General features: G+C 66.1%; 22 protein-coding genes. 4 read left to right on the plus strand and 18 right to left on the minus strand.

All coding sequences use genetic code 11. The features are described from left to right. Positions 1 to 62 precede the first annotated feature (62 nt). Complete coding sequence (locus CEY05_RS04190; RefSeq protein ID WP_088596091.1) at positions 63 to 464, plus strand: helix-turn-helix domain-containing protein; 402 nt, start codon at positions 63 to 65, stop codon at positions 462 to 464. An 88-nt stretch (positions 465 to 552) separates the two neighbouring features. Here CEY05_RS04190 and CEY05_RS04195 read toward each other — a convergent pair whose 3' ends face one another. The 10 genes from CEY05_RS04195 to CEY05_RS04240 form a co-directional block, all read right to left on the minus strand. Continuing rightward, positions 553 to 1,047, minus strand: a complete 495-nt coding sequence (locus CEY05_RS04195) for a cupin domain-containing protein (protein WP_088596092.1) — start codon at positions 1,045 to 1,047, stop codon at positions 553 to 555. 38 nt (positions 1,048 to 1,085) lie between these two features. Further along, complete coding sequence (locus CEY05_RS04200; RefSeq protein ID WP_088596093.1) at positions 1,086 to 1,877, minus strand: SDR family NAD(P)-dependent oxidoreductase; 792 nt, start codon at positions 1,875 to 1,877, stop codon at positions 1,086 to 1,088. Between the two features lie 214 nt (positions 1,878 to 2,091). Further along, positions 2,092 to 3,381, minus strand: a complete 1,290-nt coding sequence (locus tag CEY05_RS04205; RefSeq protein ID WP_088596241.1) for a Glu/Leu/Phe/Val dehydrogenase — start codon at positions 3,379 to 3,381, stop codon at positions 2,092 to 2,094. A gap of 278 nt (positions 3,382 to 3,659) precedes the next feature. Next, positions 3,660 to 4,367, minus strand: a complete 708-nt coding sequence (locus tag CEY05_RS04210; protein ID WP_088596094.1) for an ABC transporter ATP-binding protein — start codon at positions 4,365 to 4,367, stop codon at positions 3,660 to 3,662. Between the two features lie 4 nt (positions 4,368 to 4,371). Continuing rightward, positions 4,372 to 5,094 (minus strand): ABC transporter ATP-binding protein, encoded by a 723-nt coding sequence (locus CEY05_RS04215; protein ID WP_088596095.1) that lies wholly within the window; start codon positions 5,092 to 5,094, stop codon positions 4,372 to 4,374. After that, the gene (locus CEY05_RS04220) at positions 5,081 to 6,079 is read right to left on the minus strand and encodes a branched-chain amino acid ABC transporter permease (protein ID WP_088596096.1); all 999 of its coding nucleotides are present in this window, start codon (positions 6,077 to 6,079) and stop codon (positions 5,081 to 5,083) included. The genes CEY05_RS04215 and CEY05_RS04220 overlap by 14 nt, the downstream gene beginning before the upstream one ends. Before the next feature lies 1 nt (position 6,080). Next, positions 6,081 to 6,932: a branched-chain amino acid ABC transporter permease gene (locus CEY05_RS04225; protein WP_088596097.1), complete on the minus strand. Its 852-nt coding sequence runs from the start codon at positions 6,930 to 6,932 to the stop codon at positions 6,081 to 6,083. A 107-nt stretch (positions 6,933 to 7,039) separates the two neighbouring features. After that, the gene (locus CEY05_RS04230) at positions 7,040 to 8,290 is read right to left on the minus strand and encodes an ABC transporter substrate-binding protein (RefSeq protein ID WP_088596098.1); all 1,251 of its coding nucleotides are present in this window, start codon (positions 8,288 to 8,290) and stop codon (positions 7,040 to 7,042) included. 336 nt (positions 8,291 to 8,626) lie between these two features. Further along, on the minus strand, positions 8,627 to 9,436 hold the full coding sequence (locus tag CEY05_RS04235; RefSeq protein WP_088596099.1) for a putative hydro-lyase: 810 nt from the start codon (positions 9,434 to 9,436) through the stop codon (positions 8,627 to 8,629). 263 nt (positions 9,437 to 9,699) lie between these two features. Then, positions 9,700 to 10,665 carry a LysR family transcriptional regulator gene (locus tag CEY05_RS04240; RefSeq protein WP_088596100.1) on the minus strand — a complete coding sequence of 322 codons (966 nt, stop codon included), beginning with the start codon at positions 10,663 to 10,665 and terminating at the stop codon, positions 9,700 to 9,702. Between the two features lie 68 nt (positions 10,666 to 10,733). Here CEY05_RS04240 and CEY05_RS04245 point away from each other — a divergent pair, with 68 nt between their 5' ends. Next, positions 10,734 to 11,696, plus strand: a complete 963-nt coding sequence (locus CEY05_RS04245) for a DMT family transporter (protein ID WP_088596101.1) — start codon at positions 10,734 to 10,736, stop codon at positions 11,694 to 11,696. 10 nt (positions 11,697 to 11,706) lie between these two features. Here the strand turns inward: CEY05_RS04245 and CEY05_RS04250 are convergent, their stop codons facing one another. After that, a complete protein-coding gene (locus CEY05_RS04250; protein WP_233161344.1) occupies positions 11,707 to 12,384 on the minus strand; it encodes an ABC transporter ATP-binding protein in 678 nt (225 codons plus the stop codon). Here CEY05_RS04250 and CEY05_RS04255 point away from each other — a divergent pair. Then, positions 12,383 to 13,075, plus strand: coding sequence for an arylesterase (locus tag CEY05_RS04255; protein WP_233161345.1), 693 nt, complete (start codon positions 12,383 to 12,385; stop codon positions 13,073 to 13,075). The genes CEY05_RS04250 and CEY05_RS04255 overlap by 2 nt on opposite strands. Before the next feature lie 117 nt (positions 13,076 to 13,192). Beyond that, complete coding sequence (locus CEY05_RS04260) at positions 13,193 to 14,089, plus strand: LysR family transcriptional regulator (protein WP_088596102.1); 897 nt, start codon at positions 13,193 to 13,195, stop codon at positions 14,087 to 14,089. Between the two features lie 19 nt (positions 14,090 to 14,108). On the opposite strand, the gene CEY05_RS04265 is transcribed toward CEY05_RS04260, so the two are convergent. The 7 genes from CEY05_RS04265 to CEY05_RS04295 form a co-directional block, all read right to left on the minus strand. Then, positions 14,109 to 15,662 carry a M81 family metallopeptidase gene (locus tag CEY05_RS04265; protein WP_088596103.1) on the minus strand — a complete coding sequence of 518 codons (1,554 nt, stop codon included), beginning with the start codon at positions 15,660 to 15,662 and terminating at the stop codon, positions 14,109 to 14,111. Positions 15,663 to 15,677: 15 nt separating this feature from the next. Continuing rightward, the gene (locus CEY05_RS04270) at positions 15,678 to 17,267 is read right to left on the minus strand and encodes an ABC transporter substrate-binding protein (RefSeq protein WP_088596104.1); all 1,590 of its coding nucleotides are present in this window, start codon (positions 17,265 to 17,267) and stop codon (positions 15,678 to 15,680) included. Between the two features lie 28 nt (positions 17,268 to 17,295). Beyond that, a complete protein-coding gene (locus CEY05_RS04275; RefSeq protein WP_233161400.1) occupies positions 17,296 to 19,185 on the minus strand; it encodes a dipeptide ABC transporter ATP-binding protein in 1,890 nt (629 codons plus the stop codon). Between the two features lie 113 nt (positions 19,186 to 19,298). Next, positions 19,299 to 20,132 (minus strand): ABC transporter permease, encoded by an 834-nt coding sequence (locus tag CEY05_RS04280; RefSeq protein WP_088596105.1) that lies wholly within the window; start codon positions 20,130 to 20,132, stop codon positions 19,299 to 19,301. Next, entirely contained in the window at positions 20,132 to 21,073 is a 942-nt protein-coding gene (locus CEY05_RS04285; RefSeq protein WP_088596106.1) for an ABC transporter permease, read from the minus strand. Before CEY05_RS04285 ends, CEY05_RS04280 begins: the two co-directional genes overlap by 1 nt. Positions 21,074 to 21,328: 255 nt before the next feature. Continuing rightward, on the minus strand, positions 21,329 to 22,885 hold the full coding sequence (locus CEY05_RS04290) for an amidase (RefSeq protein ID WP_088596107.1): 1,557 nt from the start codon (positions 22,883 to 22,885) through the stop codon (positions 21,329 to 21,331). A gap of 175 nt (positions 22,886 to 23,060) precedes the next feature. Further along, positions 23,061 to 25,028, minus strand: a complete 1,968-nt coding sequence (locus CEY05_RS04295) for a SurA N-terminal domain-containing protein (RefSeq protein WP_088596108.1) — start codon at positions 25,026 to 25,028, stop codon at positions 23,061 to 23,063. Between the last annotated feature and the right edge of the window lie 185 nt (positions 25,029 to 25,213).

The raw sequence follows: 25,213 nt of genomic DNA on the forward strand, positions 1-25,213 counted from the left end.
CGATCACGATCTTTTGGGAAGAAGGCACCAAAAAGATCGGTACTTACCAAAAAGAGAGTGATATGAGCAAACCCACCGCCCATCGCGAAAAACCCTGGCCGCAATCCGATCCCGCCGTCGACATGCTCGTCATGGACATCATCGGGAAAGTCGCGGACAAGTGGACGATGCTGATCCTGGAAGTCCTCGCCGAGCATAGCGTGCTTCGGTTCACGGAGGTCAGCAAGCTGATCCCGGCGATAAGCCAGAAAATGCTGACACAGACGCTACGGCAAATGGAGCGCGACGGCCTGGTCGAGCGCACGGTGCATCCGGTCATCCCGCCCAAGGTGGAATACCGGTTGAGCGACCTGGGCCTGAGCCTGGGCGCCGCTTTCTGTGGCGTGTGGCTTTGGGCGGAGGGCAATTTCAGCCGCATCGAGGCGGCGCGCACGGCCTTCGACGCCCGCCAGGGAACCGGCTGAACCCGCGCCCGGCCAAGCAACACATTCAGCCCGTCAGAAACGCCAGCTCACATTCAGGCTGCCGGTCCGTTCCAGCCCGTTGGCATACTCATGCCAAGCGTTCAATCAGCGCTCTGTGCCGTGGCCAATCTCTCAGAAGAACGTCTGCCTGGGCGATCTCGAACTCTTCGAATTCGAAGCCAGGAGCCACGGTGCAGCCAACCAGGCTGTAGCCGTCTGCGACCGAGCACGCCGCGGCGAACCAGGCGCCTGCAGGAACTAACGCTTGAAAATCCGCTCCTTGGTGTTCCAAGGGATTGCCCAGGCACAAAACCTTCACCTCGTCCTCCGGCAGAAGGACATACACATTCAACGGCGCACCATCGTAGAAGTGCCACATCTCATCCGATTTGATTCGGTGCCATGTCGACCTCTCCTCTCCGCGAAGCAGGTAATAGATGGCAGTGGCGGCCGAACGTGTCGACTCACCATGCGACCGCTTGACCCGCTCCTGGCTACGATAGGTTTCCCTGAAGTGCCCTCCTTCCGGGTGCGGTTGCAGTGCCAGGCGCGAGATCAGTTCTTCCGAGCTTGATTTGAGCATCGTAGGTGGGATAGAAGAATGTCGGTGCGAGGGCTGGTTCACAAACTATCCACCACACCGCCGTCGACCCGCAGCGCCGCGCCGCTGGTGGCGCTGGCTTGTGGCGAGCAGGCGTAGACGATCAGGTTGGCGACCTCTTCCACCGTCGCCAGGCGCTGGATCAGCGAAGTTGGGCGATGGGCCATGACGAAGGCCTTGCCCACTTCTTCCAGGGACTTGCCGGTCTTGCTCACTTCGTCCTTGAGCATGTCGGCGACGCCCTCGGAAAGCGTCGGCCCTGGCAGTACCGAATTCACCGTGACGCCGGTGCCGGCCAGGCGTTTGGCCAAGCCGCGCGCGATGGCCGTGCAGGCAGTCTTGGTCATGCCGTAATGGATCATGTCCGCCGGAATGTTGAAGCCCGATTCGGACGACAGGAAAATCACCCGCCCCCAGCCCTTGGCCTGCATGCCAGGCGCATAGGCACGCGACAGCCGCACACCCGACATGACGTTGACTTCGAAGAACCGCGTCCATTCGCTGTCGGGAATCTCGAAGAAGTCTTGCGGCCCGAAGATGCCGACGTTGTTGACGAGCACGTCGCAGGCGGGATAGGCCGCGAGCAACGCATCGCACCCTTCCGCCGTGCCCAGGTCGCCCGCAAAACCAAGCACCTCGGCACCAGGCGCCGCCGCTTTCACTTCCGCGATCGCGGCATCGACATCCAGCTGGCCACGGCCATTGACAACCACGGTTGCGCCACTGTCCGCCAGGCCCTTCGCCGTCGCCAGGCCTATGCCCTTGGTCGATCCCGTAACGATGGCCGTCTTGCCGATCAGGTCGATTTTCATGGTATTCGCTCCTTGAGTGGTTCAGCCGCCAGCAGGGGCAAGCCGCAAAGGTGAGTGTTGGCCCGTTGATTGCGCCGTGATGCGTAGCTTGCCGTTCCAGTGGCCGCGACGCAACAACAAAAAACCCGCGCCATCGGGACGCGGGTTCCTTGCGAGCACCTGGCGTGCCAGCCGCTACGAATGCGCGGCTGGCGCGTCGACGTTCAGCTTGCCATCACGGATACAGGCCACGCACCTGGCGGGCTTGCAGGATGCGGGTGCAAGCCATGATGAACGCGGCGGTGCGCAGCGTGACCTTCTGGTCGCGCGCCATCTGCGATATCGACGCATACGCTTCACGCATGATGCGCTCCAGGCGCTGGTTGATTTCCTCTTCCGTCCAGAAGAAGCTGGAAAAGTCCTGCACCCACTCGAAGTAGCTGACCGTCACGCCGCCCGCATTGGCCAGCACGTCCGGCACCACCAGCGTGCCGTTTTCGAACAGGATATCGTCGGCCGCCGGCGTGGTCGGGCCGTTGGCGCCTTCCACCACGATCTTGGCGCGGATGTTCGGCGCGTTCTCGGCCGTGATCTGCGACTCCAGCGCGGCCGGGATCAGGAACTCGGTTTCCAGCGTCCAGAAATCCTTGGGATCCAGGGCTTCCGCCTTCTTGAAGCCGCCCACGCCACCATGCTGCGCCACATGCACCAGCAATTCCGGCACGTCCAGGCCCGCGGGATTGTGAATGGTGCCCGTGTGATCCTGCACCGCGATGATCTTGGCGCCAACGCCGCTGAACAAACGCGCCGCCGTGCCGCCCACGTTGCCGAAGCCCTGCACCACCACGCGCGCACCTTCCACCGCAACGCCGGCGTCACGCGCCGCTTCGCAAGCGACCACGAACACGCCGCGGCCAGTGGCTTCGACACGGCCCAGGCTGCCGCCCAGCGTGATCGGCTTGCCGGTCACCACGCCGGTGGCGGTGGCCCCCTCGTTCATCGAATACGTGTCCATCATCCACGCCATGATCTGGGCGTTGGTATTGACGTCCGGCGCGGGAATGTCCTTCGAGGGCCCGATGATGACGCCGATCTCGCTGGTGTAGCGGCGCGTGATCTTTTCCAACTCATTCTGCGACAGCGTGCGCGGATCCACCCGGATACCGCCCTTGGCACCGCCATAAGGCAGGTTCACCGCGGCATTCTTGATCGACATCCAGGCCGACAGCGCCATCACTTCCGACAGCGTCACATCCTGGTGAAAACGTACGCCGCCCTTGCCCGGGCCGCGCGACGTGTTGTGTTGGACGCGATAGCCCTCGAAGTGGGCGATGCGGCCGTTATCCAGTTCCACCGGCACGTCGACGATGAGCGCGCGCTTCGGGCGCTTCAGCGTTTCCACCCAGCGGCCCAGGGAGCCCAGGTACGGGGTGACACGGTCAACCTGTTGCAGGTAGACGCCCCAAGGGCCCAGATGCTCCGGGTCCAGATACGAGGGCAAGGCGTGGGTAGGCGTTTGCGACATGAACAATGGCTCCATAGGAAGGATGCCGCCATTTTGCCAGAGATTTTTGTCGCGTCCCTAATACTTTTTTGACAACGCTAATTAGGGACACAACACAGGACCTCTGCTTTGCGGCATTTGCGCGACGTTCGTGACGGGAAGCCCTGGGGGATTCCCTGTAGTCCATCCAAGTTACACAAACAGCACACAGCTAAAGAAAAACCGGCGAAGAGTTTCACAACTCAACCGCCGGTTTGTCAGCATAGCTTGAACGCAGGCTGAACGGGTCACATCCCGGGTCACATACCCAAGTAAGCCCGCCGCACCTCATCGGACGCCGCCAGCTCCGTGGCATTGCCCGACAGCGCGATGGCCCCGCTCTGCATCACATAAGCCTGCGCGGCCACTTCCAGCGCCGCCGCCATATTCTGCTCGACCAGCAGCACCGACAGCTTCTCCTCGCGATTCAGGGCAGCCAGCGCATCGAACACCTGCTCCACCAGCAGCGGCGACAGCCCCAGGCTGGGCTCGTCGATCAACAGCAGCCGCGGCCCGCTCATCAGCGCGCGACCGATGGCCAGCATCTGCCGTTCGCCCCCGGACATCGTGCCGGCAAGCTGCTCGCGCCGCTCGCGCAGCCGCGGGAACAGCGTATACACGTGTTCCAGGCGCCGCTTGAAGACCGCCTCGTCGCGCACCGTGTACGCGCCCAGACGCAGGTTCTGCTCCACCGGCTGGCGCGCGAACACCCGCGCGCCTTCCGGAATCAGGGCAATGCCGCGCGTGACCAGCTTCTCCGGCGGCGTACCGGTGATGTCCTGCCCTTCGAAGATGACGCGGCCCCCGGCCGGCTTGACCCGGCCGATGACGGCCGCCAGGGTGCTGGACTTGCCGGCGCCATTGGCGCCCAGCAAGGCGGTGATCTCGCCCGGCCGCACTTCCAGGGAAATATTGCGCACGGCCTGCACGCCGCCGTATGCGACGCTCAGATTCTCGACTTTCAACATCGCATCAGGCACGGTGCTTTCTCCCCAGATAGGCTTCGATGACGGTGGGATTACGCACAATGTCCTGCGGCGGACCTTCGGCGATCATCTGGCCGAAGTTCAGCACCATGACGCGCTGGGCCAGCCGCATCACCACCTCCAGCACGTGCTCGACGATCACCAGGGTGACGCCGGACTGGTGGATGCCGCGCAGGATCTCCGCCAGGGCGATGGCCTCGGTGGGATTCAAGCCGCCCGCCACTTCATCCAGCAACAGCATTTTCGGTTCGGTGGCCAGCGCGCGCGCCAGCTCCACGCGCTTCTGCCCCGCCACGTTCAGGCCGGCCGCCTTGACGTCGGCCCGGTCGGCCAGGCCCACCAGCTGCAGCACCTGGCGCGCCGCTTCGCGCGCATCGCCCAGGCGGGGATGGCGCAGCAAGGCGCCCACCATGGCGTTCTCGAGCACCGTCATCTGGCCGAAGTTGCGCGGGATCTGGTAGGTACGCACCAGCCCCATCGCGGCCACCTGCTCCGGCTTCAAGCCCAGCATGGACTTGCCATCGAAAGTGACGGTACCCGATGTCGGCTCGTGATAACCCACCAGGCCGTTGAACAGCGTGCTCTTGCCGGCGCCGTTGGGGCCGATGACGGCGATGATCTCGCCCGCGCCCACCGACAGGTTGATGTCCTTGTTGGCGACCAGGCCGCCGAAGCGCTTGGTCAGTTCCTTCACTTCAAGCAGAGCCACGGCGCCCCCTCAACGTCACCAGGCCGCCCGGCAGGAACATCGTCACCAGCAGGATAGCCAGACCGAACACCAGCAGGTCCAGGCCCAGGCCCGAACTGCCCCACATCACACGCGTACCCTCGGACAAGGGCAGCAGCAAGGCCGCGCCCAGCCACGGACCGATCAGGCTGCCCACGCCGCCCAGGATGGCCACCAGCACCATCTGCACGGACATGGTCAGGCTGAACATCGAATCCGGATCGATGAAGCCGATGTACATCGCGAAGAAGCCGCCCCAGGCACCGGTCAGCGCGGCCGACAGCACGAAAGCCAGCATCTTGTAGCGATCGGCCGGCACGCCCAGGCTGCGGGCGGCCGCCTCGTCGCCGTTGATGGCGCGCCAGTAGAAACCGATGCGCGAGTGCACCAGGAAATAGGTCACCAGGAAAGTCACCAGCCCCATTCCGACCGCGATCCAGTAGTACGGCACCTTGCCGCGGAACTGCAGCATCCAGGGCGCGTCGCCGATGGGCGATTCGAGCCCGACGGCACCGCCGGCCCAATCCCAGTTGATCATCAGCAGCAGGCCGATCTGCAGCAGCGCGATGGTGGCCATGGCGAAGTAATGGCCCGACAGGCGCAGCGTGGGACCGCCCACGACATAGGCCAGCAGCGCGGAAATCAGCGCGCCGGCCGGAATGCCGATCAAGGGCGTGAGCTTCAGGTGCTGCAACAGCAGGATGGTGGTGTAGGCGCCCACGCCGACGAATACACCGTGGCCGAAGGAGACGCGGCCGAGAAAGCCGCCCACCAGGTTCCAGGCGGCGCCCAGCGCACCGAACAGGATGATCTGCAGCAGCACCTGGATGGTGAACTGGTCCTTGATGAACAAGGGCGCCAGCGCGAACAGCGCGGCCAGGACCACCGCCACCGCGATCGGCGCGCGCGAATGGGTTGCCTTGGCTGGCGAGACCGCCACCGGATCGAGTTTGTTTTCTATCGTCATATCACCACCGCCCGAACAGGCCGCGCGGCCGGTACCAGAGAACCAGGATGAAAAGAATGAAGATGCTGACCGTCTTCAGCGCCGGGGCCACGAAGTAGCCCGTCATCGCTTCGATGATGCCGATCAGGATCCCCGCGATGAAGGCGCCCGGCAGCGAACCGAAGCCGCCCATGCACACCGCCACGAAAGCCAGCAGGCCGAACACCAGGCCCACCGACGGGAACACATAGAAGAACGTCGTCAGCAGCGCACCCGCCAGGCCCACGGCGGCGCTGCCCAGCATCCATACCTGGGCATTGACGCGGTCCGGCGAGATGCCCACCAGCGCGGCCACGTCGCGGTCCTCGGCGACGGCCTGCAGGGCGTGGCCCCAGCGCGTGCGGTAGACCAGCCAGAACAGCGCGATCACGATCACCAGCGCCACCAGTCCCGTCACCACCTGGGGACGGCCGATGGACATGCCCAGCAGGCTGACGCTGCCTGACACCATGGTGTCGGGCAGGCTGCGATAGTCCGGGGTGAAAGCGATGAAGGCGACCTGGCGCAGGACGATGCCCAGCCCGAAGGTGGCCAGGATGACCGCCATGGGCGGGCCTTTCTGCAGGCGCTTGATGACCAGCGCGTACGTCAGGAATCCCACGAAACCCAGCAGGATGGCGACCAGCGGCGCCGACATGGTGGGGTCGATGTGGCCCAGGGTGAAGAGCCAGTAGGCGGCGTACATCGCCAGCATCAGGAATTCGCCATGGGCGAAGTTGATGACGTCGGTAATGCCCCAGATCAGGGCCAGGCCGACGGCGACGGCCGCGTAGATCAAGCCGTTGAACAGACCGGCGGTTAGTGCTTCGAGCATGCGGTACTCCCACGGCGGATGCACGTGGATCCGCCGGCTGTTGCAATGTGGGGCGCGGCCACCGATCGCCAGGCTGCGTGGCGCGCGCCCCGGGGGTCACCCGGCGATTATTTCCAGGCGAACGGCAGGGTCGGCAACGACTGGTCGGTACGGTACGTGTCCGGCCACACGGGCACGTAGCCGGCACCCTTCAGTTCCAGGATCAGGCCGGCGCCCAGCTGGTTCTGGCCCTTTTCGTCGAACTTCACGCCCTGCCACGGCATGGCGATCTGCGTCGCGTTCAGGTCGGTGGCGGCGAGCGCCTTGCGGATGGCTTCCGGATCGGTCGAGCCGGCACGGTTGATGGCATCGGCCAGCACCAGCACGCCCTGCATCGAACGGGCGTTGTTGCCGTTCAGATCCTTGCCGGTCTTGGCCTTGTACATGTCGTTGATCTTCTTCAGGCCGGCCTTGGCGGCGGCGACGTCATTGCTCCAGACGTCGCGCGTCAGCACGCCCTGCACTTGCGGGCCCACTTCCTGCACGAAGCGCGAATCGATGAAGCCGGCGTCGTTGGCCAGCAGCACCGGCGGCGCGTACTTGCTTTCACGCATGGTGCGCACGAACAGCATGGCGTCCGAGGTGTAGCTGGCGAACAGCGCGACGTCGGGCTTGGCGGCGGCCAGCTTCTGCACTTCGGCGGTCACCGACGGCGAACCGGCGGCATAGGCGATGTTGGCGACGATCTCGCGGTTGTACTTCTTGGCGTAGCGCTCCACGGCCTTGTAGGTGTTGACGCCGAAGTCGGTGTTTTCGTACACGACGGCGATCTTCTTGGTCGGCACCTTCTTCACGCCGTCCAGGAACTGCATCATGTTTTCGACGAAAGTGTCATCGGTGGGCGACGTGCGGAAGAACCACTTGTAGCCGCGATCGGTCAGGTCGGGGCTGCTCGATTCGCCGTTCAGGTAGGGAATGCCGCTTTGCTCGGCCACGCGGCTGGCGGTCTTCGTCACGGCGGATTGGTAGGCGCCGGTCAGGGCCACCACTTTTTCCTGCTGGATCAGGCGCTGCGCATCGGCCAGGCCCACTTCGGGCTTGCCTTGCGAATCGCCGAACACCACTTCGATCTTGGCCCCGCCCAGCTTGGGCAGGCCCGCACCGGCGGCCAGAGGCAGGCCTTCCAGTTCCGGATGGGGATTGTTGATGATGTCGACAGCCAGTTCAATCGCGGCCTTGATTTCCGCGCCGGTGGACGCCAGGGCGCCGCTCAGCGGATAGATCGCGCCGATGCGAACGGTTTTTTCCTGCGCGGAGGCGGGCTGACCAAGGGTCAGTGCCAGGCATGCCGCGACTCCGGCAATCAGCTTCATCTTCATTACGTGCTCCTGGGAGAACTTCAAGTACTTGGAGGATTAACAGCAAAAGTTACGAGACATTGCACTTCGCGCACTAACTTACTCGCACCTGAGGCGTGATGGCGACGGTAGAAACCCTGATCACGCTGGTGTCATGCGGAAAGCGGTTCAACTACGGCACAGCCGCCTTGCGCGATGCGACAGACGCCGGTTGCGGTGGTCCGGGCGCCCCGGCACGAATGGGTGAATGCAGGAATGCATGAATGCACGCAGGCACCAAGCACCCAAGCACGCAGACACGTATCCGCCACCCCGCGCGAAGCGCATCGCCCGCGGCCGCGCCGGCGCCCTTCTGGTTTAGAACGCCGCGACGCGACTGTTGATCAGATCCGTGACCAACATATGGCCCGGCGCATGGGTGATGCAGAATTCCGGCTTGACCGTGGCAACCACCGATTGCGGCGTCACGCCGCAGGCCCAGAACACGGGCACCTCACCGGGACGGATCTCCACCGCATCGCCGTAGTCGGGGCGGTCGAGGTCCTGGATGCCGATCGCGGCGGGATCGCCGAAGTGCACGGGCGCACCGTGCACCGACGGGAAGCGCGAGGTGACCTGGATGGCGCGAATCGCGTCGGCGGGCTTGAGCGGACGCATCGACACCACCAGCGGTCCGTGGAAACGACCGGCCGATTGCGTCGGCACATTGGTGCGATACATCGGCACATTGCGGCCCTGTTCGATGTGGCGCACCGGCAGGCCGTTGTCCAGCATCGCTTCCTCGAAGGAAAAGGAGCAGCCGATCAGGAAGGAGACCAGGTCGTCGCGCCATACGCTGCGCACGTCCACCGGCTGATCGACCAGCACACCGTCTTTCCACACGCAATAACGCGGAATGTCGCTGCGGATGTCGATGTCCATGCCCAGTTCCGGCAGGCTGGGATCACCCGGCTCGGACACGGCCAGGATGGGGCACGGCTTGGGATTGCGCAGGCAGAAGCGCAGGAACTCGTCGGCCATGGCCTTGGGCAGGATGGCCAGGTTGGCTTGCACATAGCCCGGCGCGACATTCGCGGTGGGGCCGGTGGCCACGCCATTGCGGGCGTCCAGCCGCGCCTGGTACGACGCCGGATGGGTGGTGTTGCTGACCGGAGCTGGCGACAACATGGAATGCTCCCCTTGAGCTTGATGTGAGCCTGGGCTTGAACCTGTGCGGAATCTGAAGCCAGAACGATTCTTTTCGATGCGTCATTGCATCGCATCATGGAGAGGGGTGTCCAATCACATGTTGCGATGAAAGGTGATAAGAATTTCTTATCGCAGTGATAAAGAAAATATAGGGGTTATTACTGATGGGGTTAGTACCAATCTCCGCTCGCCCCCGCCGCGCGGGCGGCCTGGCCGCCCGCTTCATCCTGATGCGTCGAGCCCTATTCCTCCGCGGCCGACGCCGTTTCGGCGGCGGGCGGCATGTCCGCGGGGACCGGGGATCCTGGAATCCCCGCGCCCGCCTGGTCCCGGGCGATGTACTGCGCGGCCTGGGCGATGGTGCGGGCCACGTGGCTGTCCGGACCCTGCATCCAGCTGGCGGTAAAACTCAAGGGCGGCAGCGCGGGCGCGCGGACATTGAGCACGCGCAGTTCGCCGCGGGTCAGTTCGCGATCGAGGAACACGGGAGCGATGGCGGCCGTACCGATGCCGTCCATCGCCATGCGCACGATCACGCTCAGGGCCGAGCTGCCATACATGCGGGGATTTTCCACGCCGGCCTCGACCAGCATGCGGCGCACGGTGCGATGCGGTTCGGTGTTGGACGAGTAAGTCAGCACCGGCCACTGGCCCAGGCGCTTCAGGGGTATTGGCTCGCGGCCCACCTTCAGGCGCGGGCTGGCCAGCCAGGCCAGCGGATAGCGGCACAAATGGATGTTCTCCACGCGCGGTTCGTCCACCGGCCCCAGCAGGAAAGCCAGGTCGATCTGGTGCGAGGTCAGCAGGCCCTTGAGCGCGGGCGTGGTATCGACCTGGATCTCCACCGTCAGCGCGGGATAGGCCTCGTGCATGTACTCCATCAGACGCGACAGCCAGGTGTGCACGATGGTCTCGGCCACGCCCAGGCGCAGGGTACCGCTCATGACGTTCTGCGCGCGGGCGGCCTGCTGCATGTCGGTACGCATCTGCAGCATGCGTTCGGCGTGGGACAGCAGTTCCTGGCCCTTGGCGGTCAGCTTGATGCCGCGCGCATCGCGTTCGAACAGCCGCACGCCCAGGCCGGATTCCAGCGAGGCGATGCGTTGCGAGATCGCCGGCTGGGTGGCGTTGAGCTTTTCCGCGGCGGCGCGAAAGCCGCCCAGGCGGGCAACCCAGAAGAAGGTCTCGATATTGCGCAGATCGATCATGCGGGGGAGCGTATCATGACGCCCGAAAAGAACTACGGCCAACAGCAATGACTACGAGGAGACACACCATGACGCGGGCCCAGGCCATCGCGCGGACCGCTGAAGCCGCGCCGCCTCGTGCCAAGCCTGCGACAGCCACGCCCAGCCCCTTCGCGGGCATCGTGCTGCTGTTGCTGTCCATGTGCTTCCTGTCCACGTTGGACGCGACGGGCAAATGGGTGATGGCAGGCGGGGTGTCGCTGCTGATCCTTTGCTGGGTGCGCTATGCGGCGCATCTGCTGCTGGCCCTGGTGCTGATAGTGCCCCTGCGTGGCTGGGGCATCCTGCGCAGCCGGCGTCCGCGCGAGCAGGTCTTGCGCGGCACGGCCATGCTGTGCGCCACGCTGATGTTCTTCACCACGCTGCATTTCCTGCCCCAGGCCGAAGCCACCGCCATCAACTTCATGGCCCCGCTGATCGTGCTGGCATCGGCACCGTGGGTGCTTGGCGAAGCGCCGCGCCTGTCGCGCTGGATCGCCGCGGCCATCGCCTTCGGCGGCGTGGTGGTCATCATCCGTCCAGGCGGCGGCCTGGACACCACGGGCGTGGTCTGCGGCCTGCTGGGCGCCTGCTGTTTCGCCGCGCAATACATTGCCACGCGGCGCGTGGCCGGCGACGATCCCTTGACCTCCGTGATCTGGAGCGGCGGCATGGGCGCCATCGCCTTGACCGTCGCCCTGCCCTTCGCTTTGCCGGCCGCGCTGCCGGTACTGCATGCCCTGGACCTGAAGCACTGGCTGGTCCTGGTCTCCACCGGTTTCACCGGCTGCATGGGCCATCTGCTGCAGATCGGTGCCTACCGCAACGCGTCCGCGTCCACCCTGGCACCCTTCGCCTACCTGCAGATCGTCACTTCCACCACCACCGGATGGCTGATCTGGGGCCACTTCCCGGACGCCATCACCTGGCTGGGCATCGCCATCATCTGCAGCAGCGGCATCGGCATCGCCTTGCTGGAATGGCACGGCGCCCGCTCCGCCGCCTCTGCCTGAGCCACGGTAGTCAGTTCGAACTGACTACGCGGCCGGCGGCCAGCACCAGCTGGCGCTCACAGCGTGACGCCAGAGCTGCATCGTGTGTCACCAGCACCAGCGTGGCGCCCTGCTCGCGTTGCAGGGCGAACATCAGGTCGATGACGCGGTCCCCGGTGGCAGCGTCCAGGCTGCCGGTGGGTTCATCGGCGAACAACAGCGCCGGCTTGACGACGAAAGCGCGGGCCAGCGACACCCGCTGCTGCTCGCCGCCCGACAAGGTGCGTGGATAGTGATGCAGGCGCTGCCCCAGGCCGACACGCTCCAGGATGGCCTCGGCCGCCGCGCGCGCCGGCAGGCCGGCCAGCTCCAGCGGCAACATGACGTTTTCGAGTGCAGTCAGATTGGGCAGCAGCTGGAAGGACTGGAACACGAAGCCCACATGGTTGGCCCGCAGACGGGCGCGGCCGTCCTCGTCCAGGGCGAACAGATCGTGCCCCGCCAGATGCACACTGCCGGATGAGGGAACATCCAGGCCCGCCAGCAGTCCCAACAAGGTCGACTTGCCCGAGCCCGAGCTGCCCGTGATGGCCAGGGCCGCGCCAGCGCGCACCGTAAAAGCGATATCCTCCAGGATGGCCAACCGGCCTCCCGCGTCGGCAACGTGCTTGCCCAGATCCTTGACCTCTATCGAGTTGCCTGTGTCCATGCGCCTGTTTTTCCGTTCCTTGTATCGCCGTTTCGGGTTCGCGGCCATCGCCGCCGCAGCCACCGCCATCCTGGCGACGGCCCCTGCCTTCGCCCAGGCGCCAGCCAGTCAGACCGCGCCCGCCGCGCCAGGTTCCGCCGCAACGCGCATCATACTGGTCCTGGGTGACAGCCTTTCCGCAGAATACGGCGTGGAGCGCGGCAGCGGCTGGGTGCCGCTGCTGCAAAAACGCCTGGATGAAAAGAAACCCGGCTACAAGGTCATCAACGCCAGCATCAGCGGCGACACCACCAGCGGCGGCGTCACGCGCCTGCCCCCCTTGCTGGCCCAGCACCATCCCGCCATCGTCATCATCGAACTGGGTTCGAACGATGCCCTGCGTGGCCTGCAACTGAACATGACCGAACAGAACCTGCGCACCCTGGCGCAGAAAGCGCGAGCGGCCGGCGCCCAGGTGATCATGGTCGGCATGCAGATCCCGCCCAATTACGGGCGCGACTACACCACCCGCTTCGCCGCCCTCTTCCCCAAGATCGCCCAGGAAAACCAGGCCAGCCTGGTGCCCTTCCTGCTCGACGGCATCGCCACCAACCGCGAACTGTTCCAGGCCGACGGCATGCATCCCAACGAAGCCGGCCAGCCGCATCTGCTGGACAATGTCTGGCCGGTGCTGGAACCGCTGCTGAAGTAGCGGGGCTGGTGCGCGCGCCATGGGCACGCGCTGGACGGGCCTGGGGTAGCGCCTGATGGCGGCGCCGGCGCTTTTGCGCGATAGTGGCCACGCTGCCGCGCAAAACCCACCCCCTCCATGCTCAATACCGCCCTGAAATACTTCCTGGAAGTCGTCAACCACGGCTCGCTGACGACGGCCGCGCAGACGCTGCACGTGGCGCCTTCCGCCGTCAGCCGCATGATCCGCAAGCTGGAAGACGAGTACGCCACGGTGCTGTTCGACCGCAGCGCGCGCGGCATGGTGCTGACGGAATCCGGCCAGCTGATGGCGGCCTACGCCCGCCGCGCCCACCTGGACGCCGAGCGGGCCCGGTCGGATGTGCGCGACCTGGGCCACGTGGGCCAGCGCCTGGTGAAGATATCGGCCAACCAGGCCTTCGGCGGTGAATTGCTGCCACGCCTGATCGGCGACTTCCGCAAGAAGGAACCCAGTGTCCGCTTCCAGCTGGAGATCCGGCAGTCGGAGGACATCAACCGCCGCGTGCGCGAAGGCAAGGACGATATCGGCGTGGGCTACAGCCTGTCCGCGCCCGAGGGCGTGCAGATCCAGCATGTGGGTGTGCTGCCGGTGTACGCGGTGATGCGGCCGGACCATCCGCTGGCGGACCGCAAGCGGATCTCGATGCAGGAAGTCGCCGCCTATCCGGTGGCGCTCATGGGCCAGGGCAGCACCATCCGCTTCATCGTGGACCTGTGCTGCATGCACGAAAGCATCGCGCTGAACGTGGTGATGACCAGCAACAACATCGGGACGCTGCAAACCCTCAGCAGCCAGTACGGCCCCATCATCTTCGCCGGCAAGCTGACGGTGCTGGCCGCCGTCCTGCGCGGCGAACTGGTCGCCCTGCCCCTGACCAACGAAGACATGCACAAACGGCACTTCCACATCCAGACCATGCTGGGCCGGGAATTGCCGCCCAGTGTCATGCGCATCGTGCAGGAGATGATACGCAGGGTCACCGAAGCGGCCTGACGGAAAGCGTCCCCAGGCCTCAGGCGGGGTCCGCGTCGATCTCCGCCGCCCAGTCCGGCTCGCGCCAGGCCACGTCCGTATCGATGGGCCAGACCGGCCGCGGCAGGTGCTGGAAGCCGACACGCCCCAGGTTCGGCGTGGTCAGGCCTGGACTGTCCACGTCGTGGATGCGGTCGGGCGTGAAGTACTCGTCGAAGCCGGCGCGGTAATGCCCGCGGCTCTTGACGATCAGGTTCCTGACGCTGGCGATGTCGATGCCGTGCATCTCCACGATGCGCGGCTCGGCCAGTTGCCGCCGCAGGCTGCCCACGATGACGCGCACGCCCGATTCCTCCAGTTCCAGGAGCGCGGTTGGCCCCAGGGAGAACTTGCGGTCGCGCACGACGCCGCGGCGGCCCACCCCTTCGCCGTCCGTCAGGCACACGATCCTGGCACGCGCCTCGAAGCGTTTCGAGAAAGCCGACTCCTCGCGGTTGAACACGGCGTCGAAGACGGCGCCCTCGCCCAGCGCATGGGCCTCGGCGGCCAGTGCCGGATCGACGAATACCCCCAGCACCGTGCCCGGCACGCGCGCCAGGTGGAACGCCGCCAGCAGCCACGACGTATTGCCCCGCCCGCCGCCACCCGGATTGTCGGCGACGTCGGCGAACAGCAGCGGTACGGTCGATGCGCTGGCGATCGCCACGGCGCGCTCGACCTCGATCATGTCCGGCACGTAGCGGTGGCGGTCGTCCCAGGCCGCGCGCGCCAGCGCCAGCGCCGTGCGCCGCGCCGCGCGCAGGTCGCCGCGCGCCGTCACGGTGATGGTCAGCCCGCATTTGGGCAGGTCGGCGAAGACGAAGCCGCCCAGCGCGGAAACATTGGCGATCGGCCCCTGCCCCGCCGGCGACATATGCGTGACGCCCAGCGCGATGAGATCGGCATAGGGTCCCGCGGCGGTCAGCAGCGTGACCGAGGGCGGCGTCAGCGGCAGGCGGATGTAGGCCGTGGCGGTCTTCATGCCCCCCAGCATCTCGTGCAACAGGTCGGCGGCCTCGGCCGCGCGCTCGCGCTGGTCGACGTGGGGATTGGTCCGATAGCCGATCAACGCATCCAGGGCGTCGACCGTGCGTTCGGACACATTGGCATGCAGGTCGTGGGTCATGATGATGGGCACGTCCGGGCCCACCATCGCGCGCAGCATTCCAGCCAGCACCGCCTCGGTATCGTCCTCGCCTTGCGCTGCCGAGGCGCCGTGGTTGGCGATGTAGATGGCATCGACGGGCAACACCGCCTGCAGGCGCTCGCGCGCCTGTTTCACGAACTCCGTCCACACCGCCGTGCTGGCCGGGCCGCCCGGCGGCGCGCCGATGACGATCAGCGGCAAGGGCTGCCAGGGCCCTAGCGCGTCCATGCGCTCGTAGAAGCCAGGCAGCTCGCTGGGCAGATGGCTCATCTGCCGCGCCAGGGTGGTGATGCGGTCGCCCTCCTCCCAGCATTGCGCGCGGAAGTCCGCCTCGACCGACAGCGGCGCGAAGGCGTTGGACTCCAGGTGAAAACCGAGGACGGCGACGCGTGGTCCGCTTGCATTCATGGCGACCTCCTGCTGTCAGGCTTTGTGGGCCGTGTAGAACAAGGGCAGTTGCGGCTGGAAATCCTTCCACTCCGAGCCATAGGCGCTGACCTGGTAGCTGGCGCCCAGCGGGATGTAGGGCACGTCCTCGATGACCTGTAACTGGATCTGCTCGCAGATCTTCTTCTGCGCGGCCAGGTCGGGAGCCTTGAACCAATCCTGCCGCAGTTGCTCCAGCTTGGCGCTCTCCGGCCAGCCCCACCAGGCCGCCTTGCCGTTGCCGCGCAAGGCCAGGTGCCCGGCCGGGTCCAGGTTGTTGGGCCCCGTCAGGCCGGTGAACGCTACGTTCCAGCCGCCTTTGGAAGGCAGATCCTGGTTGTTGCGCCGCTGCACCGCCGTGCCCCAGTCCATGGTCTGCACGTCCACCTTCAGGCCGATGCGCTTGAAGAGATCCGCGGTGACCAGCGCGGCGGCATGGTAGTCGGGGAAGTCGGCGGGATCGAGCAGGACGATGGTCTCGCCCTTGTAGCCGGAAGCCTTGACGTCCGCGCGTACCTTGTCCAGGTCGCGCTTGCCCGTCAGCTTGTCCATGCCGGCTTCGCTGGCCATCGGCGTGCCCACCACGAAGACGCCCATGCGGTCGGTCCAGTACTCCTTGAAGTCGGAACCGTTGATGGCGGTCATGTAGTCGGTCTGGTTGACCGCGCCCAGCACGGCCCGGCGCAGCAGCACATTGTCGAATGGCGGCTGCAGATGGTTGAAGCGCATGATCGCGACAGTGGGCAGGCTGCGCTTGAGCAAGGTGATGGAGGGATCGGCCTTGAGTACACCGATGAAATCCTTGTCGACGGCCTCCACGCCGTCCACCTCGTGGGCCTGCAGCGCCGCGATGGCCGTGGCCCGATCGGGCACCACGTTCCAGCGCACCTCGTCCATATGCGCAACCTTGGGTCCTGCGCTGAACTGCGGCGGGAAGCTGTCCTTGCGCGGCACATAGCCGGGGAACTTCTCGTACACCACGCGCGAACCCGATACCCATTGTTCGCGGACGAAGCGCCAGGGACCGCTGCCCACCATTTCCGTGACGGGCTTGTCCGACGGGCCGGTGGCCAACCGCTCCGGCATGATGGCCGCCATGCTGCCGGTCTGCCGCGCCAGCGCCGACAGCAGCATCGGAAACGGCTGCTTCAGCTTGAATTGCAGCTGCTTGTCGTTGAGTGCCGTCAATTCCGCGGTGGCGTCCATCAGCGACTTGCCCATCAGGTCGCGCTGGGCCCAGCGGCGCAGGCTGGCCACGGCATCCTGCGCCCGCACGGGAGAACCGTCGTGGAAGACCAGCTGGTCGCGCAGCGTGATCACCCAGCGCAGGCCGTCGGCATCGGTTTCATGGCCGGCCGCCATCTGCGGGTGCGGCTGGTAGTCGTTGTCCATGCCGTACAGCGTGTCGAACACCAGCTGTGCGTGGTTCTGCGTGATCGTCGCGGTGGTGAAAGTGGGATCCAGCAAGGTAAGGTCGGTCTGCGGGATCCAGCGGAACTCCACGCGCGGCGCGGCCCTCACGTAGCCCGGCAGGGCCAGCGTCGCCATGCCGGCGGAAGTGGTCATCAGGAATTGCCTACGGTCCATGTTCTCGTCCTTGGTGAAGGAAAATCGCTCAATACAATCCGCCTACCTGGTGGCGGGCCACGAAATGGCCGGGCCCCACCGGTTCCAGGGGCGGCACGTCCGCCACATAGTCCAGCGGGCGCACAGGGCTGGGCAGGTCCGCGCTGTCGACGCGGACCTCGCGCCGGCGTCCCGGATCCGGCACCGGTACCGCCTCCATCAACTTGCGCGTGTAAGGGTGTTGCGGATTTTCGAAGATGGCCTGGCGCGGGCCGATCTCAACGATCTGGCCCAGGTACATCACCGCCACGCGATGGCTGATGCGCTCGACCACCGCCATGTCATGCGAGATGAAGAGATAGGACACGCCCATCTCGCGCTGGAGATCGATCAGCAGATTGACCACCTGTGCCTGGATCGACACGTCCAGCGCCGACACCGACTCGTCGGCGATCAGCACCCGCGGATTGACCGAAAGCGCCCGCGCGATGCAGATGCGCTGGCGCTGGCCGCCGGAGAACTGGTGCGGCCAGCGGCTCGCCGTCGCGGGATCCAGCCCCACGCGTTCCATCAGCGAGGCCACGCGCCGGTCCGCTTCGGCGCCCGACGCGGTACCGTGGATCAGCATGGGCTCCTTGATCGAATCGCCGACGCGCATGCGCGGATTCAGCGAGGCGAACGGATCCTGGAACACGAACTGCATGCCGCGGCGCAGCGTGCGCAGCGACAGCGGATCGTCCGCGCGCACCTGCCGACCGTCGAATTCGACGCTTCCCGATGTCAGCGGCGTCAGTTGCAGGATGGACCGGCCGGTGGTGGTCTTGCCGCAGCCGGACTCGCCTACCAGGGACAGCGTTTCACCGGCCTGCAGGTCGAAGCTGACCTTCTCCACCGCGTGCACGCGGCGCTTGACGCGCGCCAGGATGCCGCCACGCACGTCGAAGCGGGTCACCAGATCGCGCACCCGCAGGATGGGATGCCTTGTGGGGACCTCGCCGGGCGGCGCCGGCGTGGGCGCCTGGGCGGACGGTGCCTGCGCCAGCGTTGCGGTTGCCGCCATTGCCGCTGCGGCTGCGGTTGCGGTTGCAGGTGCCGTTGCCAAGCTCCGCGGCGGCGGGTTCTCGCCTTCCAGCAGGTCGAAGCAGGCTGGCACCGACGTCCCGCGCATGGCGCCCAGCTTGGGCGCCGCCGCCATGAGGGCACGCGTGTAGGGTTCGCGCGGATGGGCGAAGAGCGCGGCCGCGCCATTGGTTTCGATGGCGCGGCCGCGCCGCATGACCATGACGCGGTCGGCCACCTCGGCGACCACGCCCATGTCGTGCGTGATGAAGATCACACCCATGTCCAGGTCGCGCTGCAGTTCACGGATCAATTGCAGGATCTGCGCCTGTATGGTCACGTCCAGCGCGGTGGTCGGCTCGTCGGCGATCAGCAGTGCCGGCTTGCAGGACAAGGCCATGGCGATCATCACGCGCTGCCGCATGCCGCCCGACAACTCGTGCGGAAACCGCCGCATGGCCGCGGCCGCGCCGGGGATGCGCACACGGTCCAGGATGCGGCGGGCTTCGGCATCGGCGGCGCTCCCACCTATGGGTTGATGCAGGCGGATGGCCTCGACGATCTGCGCGCCCACGGTCATCACGGGATTCAGCGAGGTCATCGGCTCCTGGAACACCATGCCCAGGTCGGCGCCGCGCATGGCGCGCATCTGCTCGTGGCCGGCCGCGGCCAGGTCCACGCGCGTGCCGTCGCGGCGATGGAAGGTCATCGCCCCCTTGGAAATGTGGCCGCCGCCGAATTCCACCAGCCGCATGATGGACAGCGAGGTCACGGACTTGCCCGAGCCGGACTCGCCGACGATGGCCAGGGTTTCACCGCGGTCCACGTGCAGGCTGAGATCCTCGACCGCCCGCATGGCCTGCGGGCCCTTGCCGAACATGACGGACAGGCCGGTCACGTCCAGGACGCGCAGGCCCGTGCCTGAGCCGGGATGGAGTCCAATGACGCCACGGCCTTGATCGGGATCACCCGTATTCGACATCGATGTCATGCTCAGCCCCTCTTCGCCATGCGCGGGTCGATGGCATCGCGCAGGCCGTCGCCCAGCATGTTGACGGCCAATATGGTGATCGACAGGAAGATCGCCGGAAAGGCTATCAGGTAAGGCCGGATCTGCCACAACGCGCGGCCCTCGGCCATGATGTTGCCCCAGGACGGGATGGCCGGCGGCACGCCCGCGCCGATGAAGGACAGGCCGGCCTCGGCCAGGATGGCGACGCCGCAGATGTAGGTGGCCTGCACCGTCAACGGCGCGATCGTATTGGGCAGGATGTGGCGCAACACCACGCGCAGCCGGCCGGCCCCCGCGGCCACCGCCGATTCCACGAAGGGCTGTTCGCGCAGCGACAGCACCACGCCGCGCACCAGCCGCACCACGCGCGGAATCTCCGCGATGGTGATGGCAACGATGACGTTGTGCAGCGAGGCCCGGCTGAGCGAGATCAGCGCGATCGCCAACAGGATGGTGGGGATGGACATCAGTCCGTCCATGATGCGCATCACCACGGCGTCCACCCAGCGCACGAAACCCGCCGCCAGGCCGATGGCCACGCCGACAAGCGTCGACAGCACGGCCACCGTGAAGCCGACGATCAGCGAGACCCGCGCGCCGTAGATCACCCGCGAATACACGTCGCGTCCCAGCAGGTCGGTGCCGAACCAGAACTTGTCGCTGGGCGGCCGCGTGCGGTTCACGGGCGACAGCGCCGTCGGATCGACGGTATGCAGCCATGGCGCCAGCAAGGCCATCAGCGCCAGCAGCAGAAGTAGCAGCCCACCCACGGCAATGGTGGGATGCGCTCGCAGCGTCTTGAGGAATGCGCGCATCAGTATTTGATCCTCGGATCGAAGACGCGATAGAGCAGGTCCACCGCCAGGTTGACCAGCACGTACATGAAGCTGAAAAGCAGGATGACGCCCTGGATCACTGGATAATCGCGGCGCAGGATGGCGTCCACCGTCAGGCGGCCCAGCCCCGGGATGGAGAAGACGGTTTCCGTGATCACCGTGCCGCTGATCAACAGCGCCACGCCGCTGCCTATCACCGTCAATATCGGCACGGCGGCGTTTTGCAAGGCATGGCGGAACAATAGCGTGCGGTCATGCACGCCCTTGGCGCGCGCCGTGCGCACATAATCCTGCGACAGCGTCTCCAGCATCGTCGCCCGCGTGATGCGCGTGATCAGCGCGATGTACACGCTACCCAGCGCCAGCGCAGGCAGCACCAGGCTGTACAGCGACGCCCCCAGGCCGCGCGACAGCGGCACGTAGCCCTGCACGGGAAACCAGCGCAATTGCAGTCCCAGGTACCAGGCCAGCAGGTAGCCGATCACGAAGGAAGGCACGGAGAAACCCAGCACGGCACCCAACATGATGCCGCGATCCTGCCAGGCGTTGTGGCGCCAGGCAGCCAGCGCGCCCAGCGGCACGGACACGGCCACCGACAGGACCAGCGTCATGATCATGAGCGTGAAGGTCGGCGCCAGGCGCTGCCCTATCATGTAGGAGACGGGCTGGCTGGTGAACAGCGACGTGCCCAGGTCGCCGTGCAGCACTGCCCATATCCAGTGGCCGAAGCGCAGCGCGAAAGGCTGGTCCAGTCCCAGTGTCGCGCGGATGCGGGCAATGTCCTGGGCGGTGGCATCCTCGCCGGCCAGCAGCGCCGCGGGATCGCCCGGCGCCAGATCGAGCATTGCGAAAACGAATAGCGCGACGAACAGCATCACGGGCAGCGTGGCAAGCAGACGCCTCAGGATGTAGGAAAACATCGGACCTCATCGGAGATCGGGAAGCGTCGCGGCAATGCCGCTTTCCCGGCCGTTACTCGGAGTTTTGCGCGGTGCAAAAAATTCTATGGGCGGCCGGGGTGTGCATCAATTTCAAATTTCGCCAGCAACCGTTGCTGAAATTAGAACGGCCCGGAAAGCCAGTGCTGGCGCGGGTTTCCGGGCTATACGTAATCGCCCTGACGGGGATTTCCCCAGGAACGGGGGCGCCCGGGCCAGGGCTGATCCCAGGGCAGCCTAGACGGCCACGTCGAACGAACCGCCGGCGCGCGCGGCGGCGGCCGACCCGTGCACCAGGGCCGCATCCGGCGGCGCGGTGACGATACCGGTACGGAAATCCGGCGCCGCTTGCGCGCGCAGGCGGTCCAGGTCGGGCAGCGGACGCGCCAGGTCCGGATGGCGGGCCCAGGCCCATTCCAGCGACTTGCAGATTTCCAGCAGGCCCAGGTCCTGGCGGAAGCCGCCGACCACCTGCATGCCGAAAGGCATACCCGCATGGTCGCGCCCGCAGGGCATGGACAGCGAGGGGTTGGTCATGAGGGTCGTCACGTAGGTCAGCGCCAGCCAGCGGTAGTAGTTCTCCTGGGGACGGCCATTGATGCGGTCCAGCGCCAGCTGCGTCCAGGGGAAAGGCGTCACCGGCGTGGTCGGTGCCAGGATCACGTCATAGTCCTGGTACAGGGCCTGGAAGGCCTTGAACATGCGGGTCTGGTCCAGGTGCGCCCCCGTGTAGTCCGCCAGGGTCATGGAGGCGCCCATCTCGTAGTTGGCGCGGGGGTTGGGCCCCAGGTTGGCGGGGTCGGCCTCGTAGGCGTCACGATAGCGGGCCACGTAGTTGGCGGCGCGGATCACGTCGAAGCAGCGATGCGCCTGCGCCAGGTCGGGCCGTACCTCGTCGCAAGACTTGAACAGATGGTGCATGGCCTGGATCTTGGCAAGGAAGACGCGCCGGATGTCGTCGTCCACGTCGCAGACGCCCAAATCCACCGTGTAGCCCACCCGCAGGCTGCCCAGGTCGCGCGGACGCAGGCTGGCGAAGGCGGCGGCGTCGACGTCGTAGGACAAGGGATCGCAGTCGGCGCGGCCGGCGATGGCCGACAGGTGCAGGCCGACGTCATCCATCGAGCGGCCCATGGGCCCGACCACGGAGATCGGCGTCCAGCCCAGCGCGCGGCGTTCCACCGGCACCAATCCCGGCGAGGGCCGGAAACCGATCACGCCGCATTTGGCCGCGGGGATGCGCAGCGAGCCGCCCGTGTCGGACCCCGTGCACAGCGGCAGCATGTCCGTGGCCAGCGCCACGGCCGAACCGCCGGAGGAACCGCCGCAGTTCAGGCGCGGGTCGAAAGGATTGCCGGTGGCGCCCCAGACCGGATTGCGGGTGTTGGCGCCCGCGCCCAGTTCCGGCACATTGGTCTTGCCGACCACGATGGCACCGGCGGCACGCATGCGCCCCACCATCAGGTTGTCGGCGGCGGGCACGTGGCCGCGGTACATGGGGGAACCGAAGGTGGTGAGCAGGCCTTCGGTTTCCTCCAGGTCCTTCACGCCCAGGGGCAGGCCGTGCAGCGGGCCCAGGGGCAGTCCGCGCAGCACGGCTTCCTCGGCCGCCTTGGCTTCCTGCCTGGCCCGATCGTAGCAAGTTGCCGTGATCGCGTTCAGGTGGGGATTCAGGGACTCGATGCGCGCCAGGCAGGCTTGCAGCAGCTCGACGGGTGAAATCGTCTTGTCGCCGATGGCGCGGCGCAGATCGACGGTGGACCAGGAAACGAGGGAATCGACGGATGCGGGCATGGAGAGGTTCCGGAAGGAAGGTTGGCGGGTCGATTCTGGACACCGCCCGCCCCGCCTGTCCATTACAGATTTTCGCAATGGACATTCTCCAAATTCGAACCGTGCGCGGAGATCCACAAAAGCGAAGGCCCGGCATCAGCCGGGCCTTGCGCCTGCAGATTGCAACGCTTACGCGTCAGCTCGCATCCGTCTGGATATCGTCGCCCTTCAGGACCTTCGCCGCTTCCGGCGCGATCTGCACCTTGTACTGCTCGCGCAGCACCTTCAGCACGGCGGCGTCTTCGGCCTGGCCCCAGGCAGAGGACAACTGCTGGCTCAAGGCGGTGGTGACGGCGGGATCGTTCTTGCCGGCTTCGATCTTCTCGATACGGGCAATCACATAGTCGCTCGCTTCACGCGCGCCGACAAACGCCGGCAGCGGCTTGGCGGGCACCCGCATGACGGCGTCCAGCACCGGACGCGACAGGTTCTGCGGATTGTCGCGCGAAATATCGACGGCGGCGGCGAAGCCATCCAGCGGCGCGGCCGGATCCTTGCGCAGCGCTTCCAGCGCCTGCTCGCCCGCCTTGGCGGCCGCATCGGCGGCGCGCTCGTCGACCAGCTTGGCGCGGATCTTGTCCTTCAACTGGTCCAGCGGCGGCACATGGGCCGGCGTCATGCTGGCCACGCGCACCGCCAGCATGGTGTCGGGCGACAGTTCGATCACGCCGGAATTCTGCTTGTCGCGCAGCACTTCAGGCGAGAACAGCACCTGGCGCACTTTCGGGCTGTCCAGCAGGGCCGAATCCGGGCTGCCGGCGGCTGAGCCCGCACCCGCCTGCTCCGGCGCCAGCAATTCCGTGCGGCCGATACCACCGGCTTCGCGCAGCTTCAGGCCCAGCGCATCCGCGGCGGGCTGCAGGCTGTCGCGCTGGTCATACACCAGCGACGTCAGCTTGGTGGCCATGTCGGAGAAGCGCGAGGCGGCGATCTGCTTACGGATCTCGTCGACGATCTGCGCCTTGACGTCGGCCAGGGGTTTGAACTGCGCGGGCTGCAGGTCGGTCAGCTTGATGATGTGCAGGCCGTACGGGCTTTGCACCACGCCAGACACCTGATCCTTCTTCAGTCCGTCGATGGCCTTTTCCAGCGTGGGCGCGATCACGCCCGGCACCAGCCAGCCCAGGTCGCCGCCCTTGTTGGCCGAGCCGGCATCCTGCGAATTCTTCTTGGCCAGTTCGGCGAAGTTCGCCGGATCGGCAGCCGCCTGCTTGGCCAGGTCGTCCGCCTTGGCTTGCGCTTCCTTGCGCTGCGCGTCGGTGGCATTGGCCGGCAGCTCGATCATGATGTGGCTGGCGCGGCGGCGTTCGGGCTGGCCGAAACGGCTCTTGTTCTGGTCGTAATAACGCTGGACGTCTTCGTCCTTGACGTTGATGTCCTTGCTGGCAGCGGCTTCGTCCAGCACCAGGTACTGCGCCTTGACCTGCTCGGGGATCAGGAACTGCTGCTTGTTGGCGTCATACCAGGTCTGCAGATCGGCGTCGCTGACCTGCACCTGCGAACGGAAATCGGCCGCGGCAAAACGGCGCGTGCGCACGCCGCGCGTTTCCGTCAGGGCATGTTCGACACTGCCGGCCACTTCACCGGGCACGCGCGCGGTCTGGCCGACGGGCTGCAGCACGCGATCGATGGCCAGTTGGCCGCGCAAATTGGCTTCGAAGGCAGCCGGGCTCAAGCCCTGGGCGGCCAAGGCGGCGCGATAGCGTTCGGCGGAGAAACGGCCGTCGTCCTGCACGGCAGGATTGGAGGCAATGGTATTGCGCAGGGTCTCGTCCGACACCGAGAAACGGTTGTCGGCGGCGGCGGCGGCCAGCACGCGCTGGTCGATCAACTGGTCCAGCAGGCGCTGGCGCATGGCCGGATTGTCCAGGGCGGCCGCATCGAAACGCGCGCCCATCATCTGGCGATACTGATCCAGCTGGTTGCGGCGCGCCTGATCGTATTCCCGCTGGGTGATGGGGTGACCCGCCACCGTGGCCATCTTGGGTTCTTCCGACATGAAGCTGCTATAGCTCTGCACGCCGAAGAAGGCGAAGGAAGGCACGATCAGGATCAGCAGGATGAGCTGCATCCAGCGCTGATGATTGCGAATAAATTCGAACATGGAGTACCTGAGACCCATGCGGCGGCCGCTAGGAAAAACCTGGCGGCCTGCCACACAAAACGCATAAAAAAAGGCGAAACAGATTCGCCTTGCTCTCATACTACGCAGCCGACACTGCATACTATCGGATCAGCGGGCAAGCAGTTTACCACCACTGGCAAGGGCACCGATTGCCGCCGTGCCCG

It is taken from the genome of Achromobacter sp. HZ34, from assembly GCF_002209485.1.
Classification (GTDB): Bacteria; Pseudomonadota; Gammaproteobacteria; order Burkholderiales; family Burkholderiaceae_B; genus Bordetella_C.